Here is a 15255-nt window from a genome sequence, read left to right on the forward strand (position 1 = left end):
TCTGATCATCACCTGTGCTTGGAAAAATGCCGGCTCCCGCCTGATGCGGTCAAAGGGAAACCGGGATCCCGTGGCGAGGGAGCTTGCTCCCGCTGGGTTGCGAAGCGACCCCAAACCTGGCGAAACGCGGAGCATCAGATGCACCGCAGCCGCTGGTTTACGACTGCTTCGCAGCCGAGCGGGAGCAAGCTCCCTCGCCACGGGGCTGTCGAAAGCCTTCGAGTAGCGTCAGGGCTGATCGTTGGGCGCGACGACGCCGTGCTTTTTCATCTTGCGGTACAGCGTCGAGCGCGAAACGCCGAGTTCGGTTGCGGCGGCGCGGATGGCAAGCACGGTTTGTATGAGTACACCCATACTCATGTGGTTTACATCCAAATCTGATCATCACCTGTGCTTGGAAAAATGCCGGCTCCCGCCTGATGCGGTCAAAGGGAAACCGGGATCCCGTGGCGAGGGAGCTTGCTCCCGCTGGGTTGCGAAGCGACCCCAAACCTGGCGAAACGCGGAGCATCAGATGCACCGCAGCCGCTGGTTTACGACTGCTTCGCAGCCGAGCGGGAGCAAGCTCCCTCGCCACGGGGCTGTCGAAAGCCTTCCAGTAGCGTCAGGGCTGATCGTTAGGCGCGACGACGCCGTGCTTTTTCATCTTGCGGTACAGCGTCGAGCGCGAAACGCCGAGTTCGGTGGCGGCGGCGCTGATGTTCCAGCGCAGCCGACGCAAGGTGCCCAGCAGTTGACGGGCCTCTTCGCTCCCGAGTTGTTCACCCAGGTTGCTGGTCGACGGTTGGGTGCTGCCAGGCAATCGCAGCGCTTGCGGTGAGAGTAATTCGCCGGGCAGGCAATCCAGGTCGATCACGCCGTCTTCCGCCAGGGCCACCGCGTAGCGCAGGCTATTGAGCAACTGGCGGATGTTGCCGGGCCACGGGTAGTCGATCAGGCATTGGCGCGCATCGGCGTTCAGCCGTAACCCGCGGGCGCCAGGTTGGGCGGCGAGCAACTTGTCGATCAGCTCGGCCCGGTCACTGCGTTCGCGCAAGGCCGGCAGCGCCAGGTTCATGCCGGCGAGGCGATAAAACAGGTCTTCGCGAAAGCGCTTGTCGCCAATCATCGCCTGCAGGTCCTGGTGTGTAGCCGAAATCACCTGGACATCCAGGGTCACCGGCACCTCGGCCCCCAGAGGCGAGATTTCACGCTCCGCCAGCACCCGCAGCAAACGGGTCTGCAAATGGGCGGGCATGTCGCCGATCTCATCAAGGAACAGGGTTCCGCCGTTCGCCAGCTCCAGTTTGCCTTTCATGCCTTTGCGGTTGGCGCCGGTGAAACTGCCGGCGCGATAGCCGAACAGCTCGCTCTCGATCAACGTTTCCGGAATCGCCGCGCAGTTCAATGCCACGAAAGGCCCGGCGCGACGTTGGCTGGCCTGGTGGATGGCACGGGCAAAGGCCTCCTTGCCGGTGCCGGTCTCGCCGGTAATCAGGATCGGGATGCCCTTGTCGATCACCTTGCGCACGCGTCGCACGTTCTGTTGCAGCCGGGCGTCGAGACCAGCGAGTTGCTGCAGATCCGGATGAGCCTCAGGGGCCGGGCGGGCGACGGGCAGCGGGCGGTGCCGTTCGGAAGGGATACGCAGGCCGACTTCCAGCAATGCTTCATCCTGACGACGGCGCAAGCGCACACCCTGGGCGCCGCCATTGGTGAGCCGGAGCAGTTCGTCCACCGTAGTCGGGAGCAGGCTGTCGATGAGCGTGCCGAGCAGTGCCGGCTGATCTGCCAGCTCCAGCGCGACAAACGCGGCACGGTTGGCGCCGATGACGCGACCACTTTCATCGAGCGCGAGCAGTTGCTCGTTGGCCAGATCGGCAATTTCATCGATGGGTTTGAGGGACAGGGTCAAGCGGTCGCGATAGCGCTGGCGAAAGTCTGCGTTCTCGATCAGCCGCGCATACATGATCACCAGTTGCAGCGTGAGGTACTGGCTTTCCCGAGGGCCCTCGTTGTTCATGCAGGTCGCATTCAGGCAGCCGCGTAACAAGCCTTGGGCATCGAAGATCGGCGCCACCGAGCAACTCAGGCTGAAATTCGATGCCAGGAAGTGCTCCTCACGATGAATGATCAACGGCTGCGCCGCCGCCAGGGTGGTACCGATACCGTTGGTGCCCACCACCGACTCGTCCCACTGCGCGCCCACTACCAGCCCCGATCGGGTGTAGATGTCGTGCTGGCTGGGGAGCCGGGAATCCAGGGTGATGCCATGCTCGTCGCTCAGCAGTACGGCAAAACCGGCTGGCACCACGCGCTGGGCCAGGCCGCTGACGCCCTGGCTGGCGATGGAAAGATATTGCTGGTGCTGTTCCTGATGACGCCGTATGGCGTCGGCGCTGAGGATATTCTTGCGGCTCGGCGCGCCAGGATCGAGCCGGTGCTCCACGACGCTGCGGTACCAGGATTGCGCAATGACCCCGTCCGGCCTGAGGCCGCGCCCGGAAAAGTGGTCGTTGACGAACGCCGCGAGTTCGCCGGGGATCGTCTGCGTGTCATGCAGGGTCATGAATTGCTCCATCAGGCGTGAGGCCCGCGAAGGGCCTTCACAGCGATCTTGTTATTGGACGATGGCCGCCGTTGCAAGTATCTACCATAGACGCTGGAGCGTGAATTTTCAGCCTCTGGAAATGTTCGTAATTGATGCCGAGGAAGTTTCGCCGCGTGAAATCACCTGGCGCCGGGGACCGGTGGGAGCAGGAACCCGAGCACCTCGTCAATCAGAAGCCCTGGCGCTTCCTCTGCAATGTAATGCCCCGACGGCAGGGCTTTTCCCCGGACGTCGCCGGCAACCTTTTGCCATTCGCCAAGCGGATCGAAGCAGCGGCCCACAACGCCGTCAGCTCCCCATAGGGCGAGTAACGGCAGTGAGAGTTTCCTGCCGGCTTGCAGGTCGCTCTTGTCGTGCTCCAGATCGATACTGGCACTGGCCCGGTAGTCTTCACACAGACCATGGGCTGCCCCCGGTAGTCTCAGGCAACGCAGATACTCGGCCAATGCCGCTTCGGTGAAGGGCGCCATGCCCGCGCTGCGAGCCCCCATGACGCTGCGCAGATACAACTGCGGATCCGCTTCAATGAGCGTCTCGGGAAAAGGGGCTGGGCGAATCAGAAAGAACCAGTGCCAATAGGCGCGGGCGAAAGCTTCATTGGTCTGCTCGTACATCGCCAGCGTCGGAGCAATATCCAGAACGATCAAGCGTTTTACTGCGTCCGGGTGATCCATCGCCATCCGACAGGCCACTCGTGCGCCCCTGTCGTGAGCCAACACGTCAAACTTTATGAATCCCAGTTCGCGCATCAGCTCCACCCCGTCCAGCGCCATCTGCCGTTTGGAGTAGGCCAGGTGCTGCGCGTCGCTCGGCGGTTTTTCGCTGTCGCCGTAGCCCCGAAGATCCGCCGCCACCACGGTGAAATGTTGCGCCAGCGGCTCGGCGATCTTGTGCCACATCACGTGAGTCTGAGGGTGCCCGTGAAGCAGTAGCAAACCTTGGCCACTGCCGCCTTTGCGGTAGTTGACGGTGATACCGTTGACGTGGCATCGACCCGATTCAAATGAGGCAAACATCGCTCGAAACTCCTTTTGGTTGTTGCTCCCATTCTAGGGCGAGCGCGCTGTGGTACGAAGGTACGGCCCGTGAAAGCTTTCTTCACGAATCGTGAGTAACTGGACGCCCTACACGCGATGGTTCAAAAAAATCGCCTCGGGTTGTCGATTTGCGTCATCGCCATTCGATTAACCCGCACAGCCGCCACACGGACGGCTTGATCCATCTATTCTGAGGAGCTATGAGCATGCGATTTATGGTGATCGTCAAAGCCAGTCCCGAATCCGAAGCCGGAGAAATGCCCAGCGCGCAGCTGCTGACCGCCATGGGCGCCTACAATGAGGAACTGGTCAAGGCCGGGGTGATGCTCGCCGGTGAAGGCCTGCATCCCAGTGCCAAGGGTGTTCGCGTACAGTTTTCCGGAAACAACCGGACCGTCGTCCAGGGCCCGTTTGCCCAAACAGGGGAATTGATCGCCGGCTTCTGGATCTTCCAGGTCCAGTCGTTGCAGGAAGCTGTCGACTGGGTCAAGCGCTGCCCCAACCCTATGGTCAGCGACAGTGAGATTGAAATTCGCCAGATCTTCGAGGCTGAGGATTTCGGCGAGTCTTTTACCACCGAGTTGCGCGAGCAGGAAGAACGTTTGCGAGCGCAGATATCCGATCAATCGTGAAACCGCAGACAGGAGAGCAGAGCATGAAAATCATTCCCTACCTGACCTTCAAGGGCCGCTGCAAGGAAGCCTTCGCGTTGTACCAGGACGTGCTGGGCGGCGAGCTTTTTTCCATGTCCTTTGCCGAGGCCCCCGAGGACGTCGGCATGCCCAAGGACCCCAATCTGATCATGCACACCTGCCTGACCGTGGGCGGCTTCAGCCTGATGGCTTCCGACTGCGCGCCCGGCCAACCGTTCAGCAAGCCGCAAGGCGTGTCGGTGTCTCTCAATGTCGACAGCGCGGAGGAGGCCGAGCGGCTGTTCAATGGCCTGAGTGCCGGCGGCAGCGTGCAGATGCCCTTGGGCAAGACTTTCTGGGCGGAGCGCTTTGCAATGTTCGAAGACCGTTTCGGGGTCGCCTGGATGGTCAATTTCGAGGGGCGGCCATAAGTCGGACTGCCGGCACGGCCGCGCCAATTCTGACAGGAATGTCAGGAAGCGGTCAGGCTGCGGACACCTTCGGCCCGATACTCTGCTGGACGCTGTACCGGTCTGCCCGGGCCGCTTGAAACATGCATGAGCGCCTGTACAGCGCACCCCTTTGCTGGAGGAAATATCCGATGCGGTTGCTCATCGTCGAGGACGAAGAAAAAACGTCTTCCTATGTCCATCGTGGCTTGAGCGAGCTTGGCTACATTGTCGATGTCGCGACCAATGGTATCGATGGCCTGCATTACGCGTTGGAAATGGATTACGACGTGGTGATCCTGGATGTGATGCTGCCGGGCAAGGACGGCTACGGCGTGTTGCAGGGCTTGCGCCTGCACAAGAAGACGCCGGTGATCATGTTGTCGGCCAGGGGCACGGTGGATGATCGGGTCCGAGGGCTGCGCGAGGGTGCTGACGACTACCTGGGCAAACCGTTTTCCTTCGCCGAGCTTGTTGCGCGGGTCCAGGCATTGATCCGACGGCGTGCCGATGACGCCGCCGACCCGACGCATTTGCGCATCGACGACCTGGAGGTCGATCTGCAGGCGCGCAAGGTAACCCGGGCCGGGCTGCGCCTGGACCTGACCGCCAAGGAGTTCTGCCTGTTGAGCCTGCTGGCGCGACACCAGGGTGAGATTCTCTCCAAGTTGATGATTGCCGAGCAGGTCTGGGACATGAATTTCGATAGCGACGCCAATGTGGTCGAGGTCGCGATCAAGCGGGTGCGGGCCAAGGTGGATGCGCCGTATCCGCGCAAGTTGCTGCATACCGTGCGCGGCATGGGTTATGTGCTGGAGAGCCGTGAACTCAGTGACAGGCAAGCGGGTACAGCGTGATGAAGGGATCCATAGCCAAGCGACTGGCGTTGATGTTCGCGCTTGCAGTCACGCTGATCACCGCGGTCAGTGCGACGCTGTTGCGCTGTTCGTTGAAGCAGTCGCTCGACGAGCAGATGCAGAACGAGCTGATCCTGCGTCATTCGGTGCTCGATCCGGTGCTCGCCAAATACGATTCGCCGGCGTTCTGGGTCGGCTTGCGACAAAAGCTCGATGGCCTGACGCCCGCGGATGAGCGCGTGCGTTATTGGGTGGTGGTCGACGACCCGGCCTACAGTTATGGCGGGCCGATGCCGGACGGCCTGGACTGGTCGAAGCGCCCGGATGGTTTCGCCACCCTCGATCTGCCCGACCGGGACCGCCCGATGGTGCTGATGGTCGAGACCATTGCGGCCATGGGCAGCCGTCCGGAATTGCGTTTTATCGTGGGATTGGATTCGACGCCGTTCATGAAGACACTGGATGATTTCACGCGGATATTGATCCTGACTTCTGCGCTGGGGGTCGTGCTGGTGGCGCTGCTCGGCTATTGGATCGCGCGTTTTGGCCTGGGCCCGGTCCGGCGCCTGAGCCGGCAGGCCAACAGCCTGCCGCCGGGGGATTCGAAGCAGCGACTCGACACGCAGGCGCTGCCTGGCGAATTGCAGGAGCTGGCGGTGTCGTTCAACGGCGCCCTGGCGCGCCAGGAAGCCGCCTGGTGCCAGCTCGAAGGGTTCAACGCCAATGTGGCCCATGAGCTGCGAACGCCGCTGACCAACCTGATCGGGCAGACCCAGGTCGCATTGGCCCACGGGCGGGACGTCAATGAGCTTCAGGACCTGTTGCAGTCCAATCTCGAAGAACTGGAACGGATGGGCACCATCGTCAACGACATGCTGTTCCTGGCGGGCGCCGAAAGCGGCCAGCGGGCAACCGAGCTGAGCGATGTCTCGCTTTACGAGGAAGCGTCGAAGACCGTGGAATACCTGGAGCCGGTCCTGCACGACAAACAGTTGAGCGTGGTGATCCAGGGCGACATGCGCGTGTGCATCGATCGGCGTCTGTTCCACCGTTCCCTGGCCAATCTGCTGCAAAACGCGGCGCGCTACGCGGTGCCGACAAGCACCATCACGGTGAGTCTGGAAAACCATGGCATGCAGGCCAGGGTGAGCGTTTCCAACGCCGGCGAACCGATCGAAAGCGTGCACCTGGAGCATCTGTTCGAACGCTTCTATCGAGCTGACGTCGCCAGGGCCCGAAGTGACGCGCACCATGGCCTGGGGCTCTCCATCGTGCGGGCGGTGGCGTCGATGCACGGTGGGCGGGTGTTCGCCCACAGCAAGGACGGACTCAACACCTTCGGCTTTTCCCTGACGAGCCAGGCAGCGCGATAGGCGCTGGCTCGCGAAGCGTCAACATCGCCGTCGGCCAAGACGGCGCTTTCGCGAGCAGGCTCGCTCCCACAGTGGATCTCCAGCAGCCGAAGAACTCCAGGTAAACGCCGATTTCTTGTGGGAGCGAGCCTGCTCGCGAAGAGGCCGCACATCAATATCCCGTTGGCTGAGCCACCGCGTTTTTCCCCGCGCCGGCGTTTGACATGTTCCTGTCAGTCGCCGGTCACCTTGACGTCAGTGTCCCCCTCATAAAGTGCAACCACTATCCCGGTAAGGGCATTTGTGGAGACCACTATGAACATTCAGAACCTGTCGATCGCCAGTCTGTTGGCCGTCATCGCATTAGGCGGTGCGCCGCTCTATGCGAAAGAGCAAACCAATCCCCCGGCTTACGAATACGGCATGCCGCTGGACGTGGCCCAGGCCATTCGCATCGAGGCGCCGAGCCCGTCGGTGTGCGAGGTGGTGCGGGCCAAGATGACCTATGTCGATACCCAGGGTGAACTCCGGCACGTCAGCTTCCTGCAGCTGGCCGATGCGTGCTCCATCCAGTGAACACTGGCCATACCCCTTCATCACCCCCACCAGAGAAGCCAGTCATGTGGAATAGAACAACAATCCCCGCAATCGGACTTTCGCCCAACCTGGGCCGGATCATCACGCTGGCCCGGACGCTCGCTGCGGGCGTAGCGCTGTTCAGCGCCATCAGCGTCGAAGCATCGGCTCGCGTTGCACCCAAACCCGACTGGTCCACCAGCGACATACCGTCGCAGAAAGGCCGGATTGTCCTGATCACCGGTGGCACCAGCGGCATGGGTTATGAAGATGCGCTGGCATTGGCGCGTGCCGGTGCCGACGTCATTATCGCCGCCCGCAACCCGGAGCGCGGCGCGGAGGCCATCGCCCGTATCCGCGAGTCCGTGCCCGATGCCAAGGTGCAATTCGAGGCCGTGGACCTGGCCAATCTCTCATCGGTAAGCGCGCTGGCCCAGCGTCTCCAGAGCAAGCTGCCGCGCCTCGACGTGCTGATCAACAATGCCGCCATCATGGCGCCGCCAGAGCGCGGTACGTCTGCCGACGGTTTCGAGCTGCAACTGGCGACCAATTACCTGGGGCACTTCGCGCTGACCGGCCTGCTGGTGCCGCTCTTACGCCAGAGCCAGGACGCCCGAGTTGTGAGCCTTTCAAGTATTGCGGCGACGCGCGGCACGATGAATTTTGATGACCTGCAGTTCGAGCGCAAATACGACCCGTACGCGGCCTACGCGCAATCGAAACTGGCGGTGCTGCACTGGGCGTTTGCCTTGCAGCGGCGCAGTGATGCCGAAAACTGGGGTATTCGCAGCATGGCGGCGCACCCCGGGGTAGCGGTCACCGAGTTGGTCGCGCGCGGGCCCGGCCTCGAAAGCGAGTTCGGCCAGCGCTGGGCAAAGGATCGCGACGCGTACCACTCGGCGGCGCAAGGCGCGTTGCCCACGTTGTATGCCGCTACCGCTGTGCGAGCCGTGGGCGGTGCTTATTACGGCCCGACTGGGGACGATGAAAGGCGCGGTCCGTTGGGTTTCGCCAAGACGCCGCCTGCCGCGAACGCGCAGGCGGATGCCGAACGGCTCTGGGCCATCTCCGAGCAACTGACCGGCGTGACCTATCGCTGACGCAGCCTGGGCGCGGGCATTCGTCCCCGCGCTCGACCTCCGGCTTGTTGCCGTTTCCCAGGAGTTTCCATGAGTACCCCTTCCTATTTGCACCGGCTGAGCCTGGCCCTCAACGCCCGTGACGATGAACTGCGTCCGGCAATGTGCGGGTTCCTGTTGTTCCTCTGCCTGTTCACCGGCTACTTCATGTTGCGTCCGATCCGTGAGTCGATGGGGATCGCCGCGGGTGTGGAGAATCTGCAATGGCTGTTTACCGCGACCTTTCTCGTCATGCTGGTGGCCGTGCCGTTGTTCGCCTGGCTCAGCGCGCGAGTGCCGCGCCTGCGCCTCGTCGATTGGGTGTATGGCTTCTTCGTCTTGAACTTGCTGATGTTCGTCGAGCTGTTCCAGTTCGATTCGGACAACGTCTGGCTGGCGCGTATTTTTTACGTATGGATTTCGGTCTATAACCTGTTCGTCGTCTCAGTGGCCTGGAGCCTGATGGCCGATGTATTCGACAGCGAGCAGGCCAAGCGCCTGTTCGCCTTCATCGCGGCCGGCGCCAGCACCGGCGGCCTACTCGGGCCGGCCTTGAGTGCACTGCTGATCGACAGCCTCGGTGCCTCGGGGTTGATGTTCGTGGCTGCCGTGTTGCTGGGGGCCACGCTGGGATTGAAACGAACCTTGATGCGTTGGCGTGAAACCGGTGGGGCCGGGCGTCCCGGCGCGGCACCCACGCAAAGCCCGCAGCGGCCCCTGACTGGCAATCCGTTCAGCGGCATGACGGCGGTGTTCCGTTCGCCGTACCTGCTGGGGATCGCCGGTTTCGTCGTGCTGCTGGCAACGGTCAGCACCTTTCTCTACTTCGAGCAGGCACGTCTGGTGGCCGAGCTGTTTCCGGACCGCCAGGCCCAGGTACGCGTCTTCGGCACTATCGATTTTATTGTGCAGGCGGGCGCGCTACTGTCCCAGCTGTTCATCACCGGGCGCATCGCCCCGAAGCTCGGCATCGGTGCGTTATTGGCGATCGTCCCGCTGATCATGTGTATCGGCTTCGTCGGTCTGGCACTGGCGCCAAGCTTTGCGATCCTCGCGACATTGATGATTGTGCGAAGGATCGGCGAGTACGCGTTCGTGAGGCCGGGCCGGGAAATGCTGTTCACGCCGTTGGACGCGGAAAATAAATACAAAGCCAAGAACTTTATCGACACGGTGGTCTATCGCGGCGGTGATGCGGTCAGCGGTTGGATCAAGACGGCGCTCGATATGCTGGGGCAGGGCGCCGGCCTGGTCGCGTTGATCGGCGCAGGGTGTGCGTTGCTGTGGGCCGGCCTTGGATGGCGACTGGGACGGCAGGCTGACCATCGCCGTGATGAACTGGAGCTGGAAGCTGGCGTTGCCGAAACCTAGGCATCCATCGAGCTGTTCGCCCGGCGGATTCGAAAGACCCTGTGGGAGCGAGCCTGCTCGCGAAGAGATCGGCACATCCAGCATATTCATCGGCTGTGGTAGCGCATTCGCGAGCAGGCTCGCTCCCACAGGATGAATAAACAGTCGTTCAAAGCGTGCCCGTGATCTTGTCCGATTCGTCCGGCCGCAACGTCAGCACCGAAAAACCGGACGCCGTGACGGCCACGGTATGCTCGAACTGCGCGGAGAGCGCGCCGTCCCGGGTCACCACGGTCCAGCCGTCGGCTTCGGTCCTGACGTCCGATCTGCCCTGGTTGAGCATCGGTTCGATGGTGAAGACCATGCCCTCGCGCAGGACCAGGCCCGTTCCCGCTTTGCCGAAGTGCAACACCTGGGGTTCCTCGTGCATTTGCCGGCCGATGCCGTGGCCGCAATATTCACGGACCACCGAATAACCGTTGCGTGTCGCATGGCCTTGGATGGCCGAGCCGATGTCTCCCAGGCGAGCGCCCGGGCGGACGGCGCGGATGCCCTTCCACATGGCTTCATAAGTGACCTGGACCAGCTTCCTGGCGGCTGGGTCGACGTTGCCGATCAGGTACGTCTTGCTCGAATCCGCGATATAGCCGTTCTTTTCCAGGGTGATGTCCAGATTGACGATGTCACCGTCTTGAAGCACTCGCGAGCGCGAGGGCACACCATGGCAGACCACTTCGTTGATCGAGCAGTTGAGTACAAAACCGTACCCGTACTGTCCCTTGCTGGCGGGGCGCGCATGGAGATCGCGGACGATGAAATCCTCGACCATTGCATCGATCTGCAACGTTGACAGCCCCATCAAATTGGTTTGATCCAGCCGTTCGAACACCAAGGCGAGCAGTCGGCCGGACTCGGCCATCAGGGCCAGTTCTTCGGGTCGCTTGATCATTGCCAGTTCGCCTCCAACGGTTGCGCCGTAACGCCGGCGTCGCTGAGTTCGCGCTGGATGATCTCGTTGAAACTGAGGGTAGGGTTGGTCTCGCACAGCATGCCGACCTTGATCCAGAAGGCCGCCTGCGCGTTGATCGAACGGCAGGAGACCTTGGTGGCCTTGCGTAGCTGGTCGTGAAGTTCGTCGTCGATGTTGACAATGCCCATGTGTGGCTCCATATGTTTCGTATATCGAGGATATACGTTTCATATGCTGTGGCGCCAGCACCATTTGGCAGCTAACAGGTCATGCCTGTTCCTCGATACGCAGCAAGACCCTGGTTACCCGACGCTCTTCAACCTCCATGACGGTCATGCTCCATCCCTGCCAATTCAGGGTATCGCCAATCATCGGCAAGCGATCCAGCAAGCTCATCACCAGACCGGCAAGGGTCTGGTAATCCTCCGTCGCGTACGCCTGAAAACCGATGTGTTCGCGAACCTGGCTGAGGTTCAGGGCCCCGCTGACGAGGAAACCGTACTCTTGCGCAACAATATTCGGCCCGTCGATTTCACTGGCGTCGGGCAATTCGCCCGCAATGGACTCAAGGATGTCGGTCATCGTGAGCAGGCCGACGAAGTCACCGAATTCGTTGACCACGAAGGCGATGTGGGTCGACTCCTTGCGCATTTGCTCCAGCGCGTTGAGGATCGTGAAACTGTCGAGCAGGTTGATGGCTTTGCGCGCCATGGCTTCCAGATTCGGTTGATCGCCCGCCAGTATTTCCTTGAGCAGCTCCTTCTTGTGGACGAAACCCAACGGCTCATCCACGCGTCCGTCGCGAATCAACGGCAAGCGAGAATACGACGAGTGCATCAGCGTCGTACGGATGTCTTCCGGCGTGTTCGCCAGGTCGAGGTGGTCGATTTGCGCGCGAGGGGTCATCACACTGCGTATCGGGCGCTCCGCCAATTGCAGCACGCCGCTGATCATCACCCGTTCGCGTCGATGGAAAACCTGTTCGGTTTTTTCGCCTTCCAGCAGGTCGGCGATGTCTTCACCGACCTCATCGGCCCCCAGCTTTTGACCGCCCAGCAGGCGCAACACCGCGTGAGCGGTACGCTCGCGCATCGGCCGAAGACCTTGCAGGTTTTTCTTGCGCCGCGAGCGCGCCAACTGGTTGAACAGCTCGATCAGGATCGAGAAGCCAATCGCGGCGTACAGGTAACCTTTTGGAATGTGGAAACCCAGGCCCTCGGCGGTGAGGCTGAAGCCGATCATCATCAAAAAGCCCAGGCACAGCATGATGACGGTAGGGTGGCCATTGACGAATTTCGTCAACGGCTTGCTCGCGATCATCATCAGGCCGATGGAGAAGATCACCGCGATCATCATCACTGACAGATGTTCAACCATGCCCACGGCGGTGATCACCGCATCCAGGGAAAAGACCGCATCCAGCACCACGATCTGCGCAACGATCGGCCAGAACAGCGCATAGGCGGCGTTGCCGGAACGTTGCGCCACGTGGCCCTCGAGCCGCTCATGCAACTCCATGGTTGCCTTGAACAACAGGAACACGCCGCCAAACAGCATGATCAAGTCGCGGCCCGAGAACGTCTTGCCGAACACTTCGAACAGCGGGTTGGTCAGGGTCACCATCCAGGAGATGCTCGCCAGCAGGCCCAGGCGCATCAGCAGGGCCAGGGACAGGCCGATGACTCGGGCACGGTCGCGCTGCGCGGGGGGGAGCTTGTCCGCCAGGATGGCGATGAATACGAGGTTATCGATGCCGAGCACCAGCTCCAGCACGATCAGGGTCAGCAGGCCGAGCCATGCCGTGGGGTCAACGATCCATTCCATGGGTTATTCGCTCCCTCGGGCGTTCAATGCGAGGGAAGAGGGCTGCAACCGCGATGTGCGCGGCGCTGAGGCGGGGGAGACCGTGTTTCTTGAAAAGCGACTGGGAGGTTCCTGGAGGGTGTTCATACGGGCCTGGCAATAATTCGGGAAGAAATCCTACAACGGTTCCCGGTACTTCATGTGAAGCGATTTATTACAGGATCTGACGAAGCCGCAATGATGCGCGGTGCATCATACGGGGAGCGCTTGTTTGTCTTATCCCCCTGGGGGGGATATGATCCGGCGCATTCCATAGCGATCCGAGCCTCGTCCATGAGTGAACTCAACCACGATCATCCCCATGTCCACCAAAGCCATCAAGCGATCATCAAGCGCCTCAAGCGGGCGGACGGTCACCTGCGCAGCATCATCCTCATGATCGAGGAGGGTCGTGATTGCGTGGACATCGCCCAGCAGTTGCATGCGGTGGAGAAAGCCGTGTGCCAGGCCAAGCGCACACTGATTCAGGATCACATCGATCATTGCCTCGAAGACACCGTTTCGGCACTGGACAGGGGCGAGCGCGCGCCGCTGGAAGCCTTCAAACAAATCACCAAGTACCTCTAGGCCTCGACATGCCGAATTTTGCTGAACTGCTGCAACAGGGGGGCGCTCACGCCTGGCTGTATTTCCCCAGTGCGATCTTGCTGGGCGCCTTGCACGGGCTGGAACCTGGTCATTCGAAAACCATGATGGCGGCGTTCATCGTGGCCATTCGCGGCTCGGTCAAGCAGGCGGTGTTGCTGGGGTTGGCCGCGACGCTTTCGCACACCGCCGTGGTGTGGCTGGTGGCGATTGGCGGGATGTACCTGGGCCAGGGGCTGGACGCCGAGACTACAGAACCGTACTTCCAACTCGCCTCTGCGGTGCTGATCATTGCGATCGCGTTGTGGATGCTCTGGCGTACCTGGCGTGGCGAACAGATGTTCAAGCTTGAGAGCGGTGACGGGCATCGCCATGCTCATCACGATCACGATCACGATCACGATCACGATCACGATCACGATCACGATCATGCGCATCCGGAACTGGCGCTGTCATCGGAGGGTTACCAGGACGCTCATGAACGGGCGCATGCCAACGACATCCGCAAGCGTTTCAGCAATCGAGACGTCACCACGGGCCAGATCATTGTGTTCGGCCTGACGGGTGGGCTGATCCCGTGTCCCGCGGCGATAACCGTCCTGCTGCTCTGTCTGCAGGTCAAGGAAGTTGCGCTCGGCGGCATGCTTGTCTTGTGTTTCAGCATCGGCCTGGCAATTACCCTGGTTACGGTGGGAGCGGCCGCGGCCCTTGGCGCTCGGCAGGCCTCCAATCGCTGGCCGTGGCTGGGCACTGTTGCCCGGCGCGCGCCTTATCTGTCGAGCGTGTTGATAATTGCAGTCGGCATGTATGTGGGTATCCACGGCTGGATCGGTTTGAGCGCATGAGAACCTTGATCGGCTGTGCCTCGGCTGCCCTGTGCAATGAGCGCTTTTCCCATTACGCTGAAAAGCTCCTGTCCAGGTAAAGAATCGCGCAGCGTGAAGAAGATAGTTCGAGTCGATGATCTACAGGTGTTCGTGACGACCACTGACGCCGGGAGTTTTTCCGCGGCGGCGCGCTTGCTGGATATTTCTCCGGCGCTGGCCAGCGTCGCGGTACAGCGACTCGAGGCAAGCCTGGGGGTGAGGCTGTTCGTGCGCTCTACGCGGCGGCTGCGTTTGTCGGATGATGGTGAGCGCTATCTGGCCCATGCCCGGCGGGCATTGGAGGTGCTGGCGGATGGCGAGCTCGCCCTGGCCGAGGGACGTGACGAAGTGGCCGGGACGCTGCGCTTGTCGGTGCCCTCGGACATCGGGCGAAACCTGCTGCTGCCGTGGCTGGACGAGTTCCAGCAGATGCACCCCAAGGTACTGTTGCAGCTGCGGGTCAGCGACCAGGTCGCCGACCTGTTCGGGGAGCATCTCGATGCGAGCATTCGTTATGGTCAGTTGGCCGATTCGAGCCTCGTCTCCCTGATGCTGGCTCCATCCAACCGAAGGACCGTGTGTGCCTCACCCGACTACATCGCGCGGCACGGCCTGCCAAAGACGCCGGGTGAGCTGAGCGGGCACAATTGCCTGCGTTACGTGATGGGTGAGCAAACCTACGAGCGTTGGATCTTCCAGACAGCGAATGGGCTGGAAACGGTTCAGGTCGCTGGCGATCGCATCAGTGATGACGCTGATATTGCCAGGCGTTGGGCCGTGGCGGGCCAGGGGATCGTCTACAAATCGAAGCTCGATGTAATGGACGACCTTCGCAGCGGTCGCCTGGTGGAGATTTTTCCAGCGGAGTATGGCCAGCCAGCGCCGCTGCAACTGGTGTGCGCCCATCGAACCTCGCTGACGCCGTCGGTCCAGGTGCTCAGGGCCTTCCTGTCTGCGCGCTGTGAACGTTACATCAACGAGTGAGCAGGGCGCTGGCGAGTGGGTGAACG

At 61.5% G+C, this 15255-nt stretch carries 15 protein-coding genes and 1 pseudogene; 10 read left to right on the plus strand and 6 right to left on the minus strand.

What is annotated here, in order from left to right; translation table 11 throughout:
- Positions 1-228: 228 nt before the first annotated feature.
- The 3 genes and pseudogenes from J3P91_RS12365 to J3P91_RS12375 form a co-directional block, all read right to left on the minus strand.
- Positions 229-291 (minus strand): annotated as a pseudogene (locus tag J3P91_RS12365) (hypothetical protein); the annotation flags it as partial.
- 313 nt (positions 292-604) lie between these two features.
- Positions 605-2548: a sigma-54-dependent Fis family transcriptional regulator gene (locus tag J3P91_RS12370; RefSeq protein WP_434604463.1), complete on the minus strand. Its 1944-nt coding sequence runs from the start codon at positions 2546-2548 to the stop codon at positions 605-607.
- A 161-nt stretch (positions 2549-2709) separates the two neighbouring features.
- The gene (locus J3P91_RS12375; protein WP_434604466.1) at positions 2710-3606 is read right to left on the minus strand and encodes an alpha/beta fold hydrolase; all 897 of its coding nucleotides are present in this window, start codon (positions 3604-3606) and stop codon (positions 2710-2712) included.
- Positions 3607-3833: 227 nt separating this feature from the next.
- Between J3P91_RS12375 and J3P91_RS12380 the strand changes: the two genes are divergently transcribed.
- The 7 genes from J3P91_RS12380 (at position 3834) to J3P91_RS12410 (ending at position 9982) form a co-directional block, all read left to right on the plus strand.
- Positions 3834-4259, plus strand: coding sequence for a YciI family protein (locus J3P91_RS12380; RefSeq protein WP_434604468.1), 426 nt, complete (start codon positions 3834-3836; stop codon positions 4257-4259).
- Between the two features lie 23 nt (positions 4260-4282).
- Complete coding sequence (locus tag J3P91_RS12385) at positions 4283-4690, plus strand: VOC family protein (protein ID WP_434604471.1); 408 nt, start codon at positions 4283-4285, stop codon at positions 4688-4690.
- Between the two features lie 170 nt (positions 4691-4860).
- A complete protein-coding gene (locus tag J3P91_RS12390; RefSeq protein WP_434568772.1) occupies positions 4861-5565 on the plus strand; it encodes a heavy metal response regulator transcription factor in 705 nt (234 codons plus the stop codon).
- Complete coding sequence (locus J3P91_RS12395) at positions 5565-6938, plus strand: heavy metal sensor histidine kinase (protein ID WP_434568771.1); 1374 nt, start codon at positions 5565-5567, stop codon at positions 6936-6938. The genes J3P91_RS12390 and J3P91_RS12395 overlap by 1 nt, the downstream gene beginning before the upstream one ends.
- Positions 6939-7232: 294 nt before the next feature.
- Complete coding sequence (locus J3P91_RS12400) at positions 7233-7493, plus strand: DUF2790 domain-containing protein (RefSeq protein ID WP_434568770.1); 261 nt, start codon at positions 7233-7235, stop codon at positions 7491-7493.
- Positions 7494-7537: 44 nt separating this feature from the next.
- Positions 7538-8593, plus strand: coding sequence for an SDR family oxidoreductase (locus J3P91_RS12405; protein ID WP_434568769.1), 1056 nt, complete (start codon positions 7538-7540; stop codon positions 8591-8593).
- Between the two features lie 69 nt (positions 8594-8662).
- The gene (locus J3P91_RS12410) at positions 8663-9982 is read left to right on the plus strand and encodes an NTP/NDP exchange transporter (protein ID WP_434604473.1); all 1320 of its coding nucleotides are present in this window, start codon (positions 8663-8665) and stop codon (positions 9980-9982) included.
- A gap of 148 nt (positions 9983-10130) precedes the next feature.
- Here the strand turns inward: J3P91_RS12410 and map are convergent, their stop codons facing one another.
- The 3 genes from map to J3P91_RS12425 all read right to left on the minus strand — a co-directional run bounded on the left by map (position 10131) and on the right by J3P91_RS12425 (position 12755).
- Complete coding sequence (gene map, locus J3P91_RS12415) at positions 10131-10910, minus strand: type I methionyl aminopeptidase (protein WP_434604476.1); 780 nt, start codon at positions 10908-10910, stop codon at positions 10131-10133.
- Entirely contained in the window at positions 10907-11119 is a 213-nt protein-coding gene (locus J3P91_RS12420; protein WP_434568766.1) for a ParD-like family protein, read from the minus strand. Before J3P91_RS12420 ends, map begins: the two co-directional genes overlap by 4 nt.
- Before the next feature lie 79 nt (positions 11120-11198).
- Positions 11199-12755 (minus strand): TerC family protein, encoded by a 1557-nt coding sequence (locus J3P91_RS12425; RefSeq protein ID WP_434604479.1) that lies wholly within the window; start codon positions 12753-12755, stop codon positions 11199-11201.
- Positions 12756-13067: 312 nt separating this feature from the next.
- Between J3P91_RS12425 and J3P91_RS12430 the strand changes: the two genes are divergently transcribed.
- The 3 genes from J3P91_RS12430 (at position 13068) to J3P91_RS12440 (ending at position 15229) form a co-directional block, all read left to right on the plus strand.
- Positions 13068-13361, plus strand: coding sequence for a metal-sensing transcriptional repressor (locus J3P91_RS12430; protein ID WP_434604481.1), 294 nt, complete (start codon positions 13068-13070; stop codon positions 13359-13361).
- Positions 13362-13369: 8 nt separating this feature from the next.
- Complete coding sequence (locus J3P91_RS12435) at positions 13370-14224, plus strand: nickel/cobalt efflux protein RcnA (protein WP_434604483.1); 855 nt, start codon at positions 13370-13372, stop codon at positions 14222-14224.
- Positions 14225-14326: 102 nt separating this feature from the next.
- Positions 14327-15229, plus strand: coding sequence for a LysR substrate-binding domain-containing protein (locus J3P91_RS12440; RefSeq protein WP_434605113.1), 903 nt, complete (start codon positions 14327-14329; stop codon positions 15227-15229).
- Positions 15230-15255: the final 26 nt, after the last annotated feature.

The organism is Pseudomonas sp. Z4-7, assembly GCF_051131965.1.
GTDB lineage: Bacteria > Pseudomonadota > Gammaproteobacteria > Pseudomonadales > Pseudomonadaceae > Aquipseudomonas.

Coding starts and splice junctions, on each gene's coding strand:
- J3P91_RS12380 (WP_434604468.1), top strand. CDS start 3,834: ATGCGATTTATGGTGATCGTCAAAGCCAGTCCCGAATCCGAAGCCGGA.
- J3P91_RS12425 (WP_434604479.1), bottom strand. CDS start 12,755: ATGGAATGGATCGTTGACCCCACGGCATGGCTCGGCCTGCTGACCCTG.
- J3P91_RS12390 (WP_434568772.1), top strand. CDS start 4,861: ATGCGGTTGCTCATCGTCGAGGACGAAGAAAAAACGTCTTCCTATGTC.
- J3P91_RS12430 (WP_434604481.1), top strand. CDS start 13,068: ATGAGTGAACTCAACCACGATCATCCCCATGTCCACCAAAGCCATCAA.
- J3P91_RS12385 (WP_434604471.1), top strand. CDS start 4,283: ATGAAAATCATTCCCTACCTGACCTTCAAGGGCCGCTGCAAGGAAGCC.
- J3P91_RS12370 (WP_434604463.1), bottom strand. CDS start 2,548: ATGACCCTGCATGACACGCAGACGATCCCCGGCGAACTCGCGGCGTTC.
- J3P91_RS12375 (WP_434604466.1), bottom strand. CDS start 3,606: ATGTTTGCCTCATTTGAATCGGGTCGATGCCACGTCAACGGTATCACC.
- J3P91_RS12410 (WP_434604473.1), top strand. CDS start 8,663: ATGAGTACCCCTTCCTATTTGCACCGGCTGAGCCTGGCCCTCAACGCC.
- J3P91_RS12420 (WP_434568766.1), bottom strand. CDS start 11,119: ATGGGCATTGTCAACATCGACGACGAACTTCACGACCAGCTACGCAAG.
- J3P91_RS12395 (WP_434568771.1), top strand. CDS start 5,565: ATGAAGGGATCCATAGCCAAGCGACTGGCGTTGATGTTCGCGCTTGCA.
- map (WP_434604476.1), bottom strand. CDS start 10,910: ATGATCAAGCGACCCGAAGAACTGGCCCTGATGGCCGAGTCCGGCCGA.
- J3P91_RS12400 (WP_434568770.1), top strand. CDS start 7,233: ATGAACATTCAGAACCTGTCGATCGCCAGTCTGTTGGCCGTCATCGCA.
- J3P91_RS12405 (WP_434568769.1), top strand. CDS start 7,538: ATGTGGAATAGAACAACAATCCCCGCAATCGGACTTTCGCCCAACCTG.
- J3P91_RS12435 (WP_434604483.1), top strand. CDS start 13,370: ATGCCGAATTTTGCTGAACTGCTGCAACAGGGGGGCGCTCACGCCTGG.